This window comes from Actinosynnema sp. (assembly GCF_052038725.1).
The window spans coordinates 1-2,170 of sequence record NZ_JBQGCX010001152.1 but is presented as its reverse complement, the minus strand read 5'-3'; the positions used below and the strand labels follow the sequence as shown (position 1 = coordinate 2,170).

Annotated in this window: 2 protein-coding genes; both read right to left on the bottom strand. The window is 76.9% G+C overall.

Going from position 1 to position 2,170, the window contains the following annotated elements; genetic code table 11:
• Positions 1-127 precede the first annotated feature (127 nt).
• A complete protein-coding gene (locus ACTUAL_RS24235; RefSeq protein WP_440901864.1) occupies positions 128-979 on the bottom strand; it encodes a TIGR03564 family F420-dependent LLM class oxidoreductase in 852 nt (283 codons plus the stop codon).
• A 90-nt stretch (positions 980-1,069) separates the two neighbouring features.
• Positions 1,070-2,170, bottom strand: a 1,101-nt coding sequence (locus ACTUAL_RS24230; protein WP_440901863.1) for a glycoside hydrolase family 3 N-terminal domain-containing protein, incomplete at its 5' end; no start/stop codon positions are given.

The window sequence follows — 2,170 nt, the reverse complement described above, 5'->3', positions numbered from 1 at the left end:
GTCCGAGCCGCCCCAGCCCGAGCCTGTTGCGCCCGAACCGGCGGACGTCCCCGTGGAGACGCCCGCCTCGGTCGAGCGGGCGGTGGTCCTGCGGGGCGGGGAGGGCGGGGCCTGACCCGGACCGCCGTCAGCCGCGCAGCCCGTCCGCCACCTCGTGCACCCGCGCGCGGTCGGCGGGCGGGCCGAGCACGGCGAGCACCAGGTCCGTGGCCCCGGCGTCGCGCAGGCGGGTGAGCTGGGCGAGGACCTGCTCCACGCTGCCGACCACCGCCGTGTCCCCCACCCCCGCCAGCCCGCCCCGGTCGAGCAGCGCCCGGTAGGCGGGCATCCGCGACGCCGCCCCGAACGCCTCCTCCACCTGGGCGCGCGCCGCGTCCGGGTCGTCGGTGAGCACCACCATCGCGCTCACCACGATCCGCGCGCCCTCCCCCAGCGCGGGCGCCAGGTGCCGCTCGACCAGCTCGGGCGTGCACCAGGTGGCGAGGACGCCGTCCGCCAGGTCCCGCGCCACCCGCAGCATCCTCGGCCCCAGCGCGGACAGCAGCACCGGCGGTGGCGCGACGGGCTGGTCGAGCCGGATGTCGACGGTGAAGTGCTCGCCCGCGTGCCGCACGTGCTCGCCGCGCAGCAGGGGACGCAGGACCTCCAGGTACTCGCGGGTGTGCGCGGCGGGCGAGGTGTAGGGCAGGCCGAGCTGGTCGGTGACGTGCCAGGCGTGGCTCGGGCCGATGCCGAGGGTGAGCCTGCCGCCGACCAGGGCCTGAGTGGTGAGCGCCTGGGTGGCCAGGGCCACCGGGTGCCGGGGGTAGGTGGGCACGATCGCGGTGCCCAGCTCCAGCTCGCCGGGGCCGTGGGCGGCGAGCAGGGCCAGCGGGTCCCAGCCGCCGGGCATCTGGTTGGTCCAGGCGCTGTCCACGGGCAGGTCCTCGGGGCGGTCGCCGGGAGCGGGCGGTCCGGCTTGGTGGGTACCGATCCTCATGCCGCCAAGCCCACCGCGCCCGCGCGCGCCGAACCAGACCCGATCGGCACGCGCAGCGATCACCGAAGATGATCGACGCTGGTGGGGGCGCTAGCAGAGGTGCTTGGACTTGAGCACGCGGCGCAGCGAGCGGTCCACCCGCTCCGCGCTCAGCTCGCCGCTCGCGACGGCGGCCTGCAACCGGTCGAGCACCTCGCCGACCCGGCCGCCGGACGACCACAGCGCCACGTCCGCGCCCGCGACCAGCGCGCGCAGCACCGCGTCGGGCAGGTCGGCCAGGTCGGTCACCGCGCGCATCGCGCCCAGGTCGTCGGTCATGACCAGGCCGTCGAAGGCGAACTCGCCGCGCAGCAGCTCGTACGCGGCCGGGCTCAGGCTCGCGGGCAGGCCGCCGGTCAGGTCGGGGACGGCGATGTGGCCGACCATGACCTGCACGTCCTCGCCGAACCGGGCCAGCTCCCGGTAGGGCGCGAGGTCGTGGGCGCGCAGCTGGGCGAGCGGGGGCGCGGTGACCGAGCCGAGGTGCGAGTCGCCGGAGGTGTTGCCGTGGCCGGGGAAGTGCTTGACCACCGGGACGACCCCGGCCTGGCGCAGGCCCTCGGCGAACGCCTCGGCGTAGGAGACGGCGGTGGCCGGGTCGGCGCTGAACGAGCGGTCGCCGATCACGGTGTTCGCGGCCTGGGCGGTCAGGTCGAGCACGGGGGCGAGGTCGGTGTTGACGCCGCGCGCCCGCATCGCCGCGCCGCGCTCGCGGGCCAGCTCGCGGACCTGCTCGGTGGACAGGGTGCTGGTCATGGTGCGGGCGCTGGGGATGTCGCCGTCGAGCGCGTCGATCCGCTGCACCCGGCCGCCCTCGTCGTCCACCGAGACGGTGAGCGGCAGCGTGGAGGCGGCGTGCACGGCGGCCAGCGCGTCCCCCGACAGCAGGCCGACGTCGTCGCCGCCGACGAAGATGCCGCCGACCTGCTCGGACCCGACGATGGACAGCGCGTCCTGCGGGCCGCGCGGGTTGACGCCGACCTGGAGCAGCTGGGCGAGCCCGGCGCGCGGGGTCAGCCCGGCCAGGACGGGGGCGCACGGGTCGGGCGGCGGGGTGGAGGTCGTGGTCGTGGTGGTCGTCGTGCCGGTCTCGGCGGGGCCGTCCTCGGGGACGGCGGAACCGGTGACGCTGGTGTCCCGGTTGAGCGCGAC

What these genes read in the sequence shown, in the direction of transcription:
- ACTUAL_RS24235 (WP_440901864.1), bottom strand. Translation starts at nt 979, where the DNA reads ATGAGGATCGGTACCCACCAAGCCGGACCGCCCGCTCCCGGCGACCGC.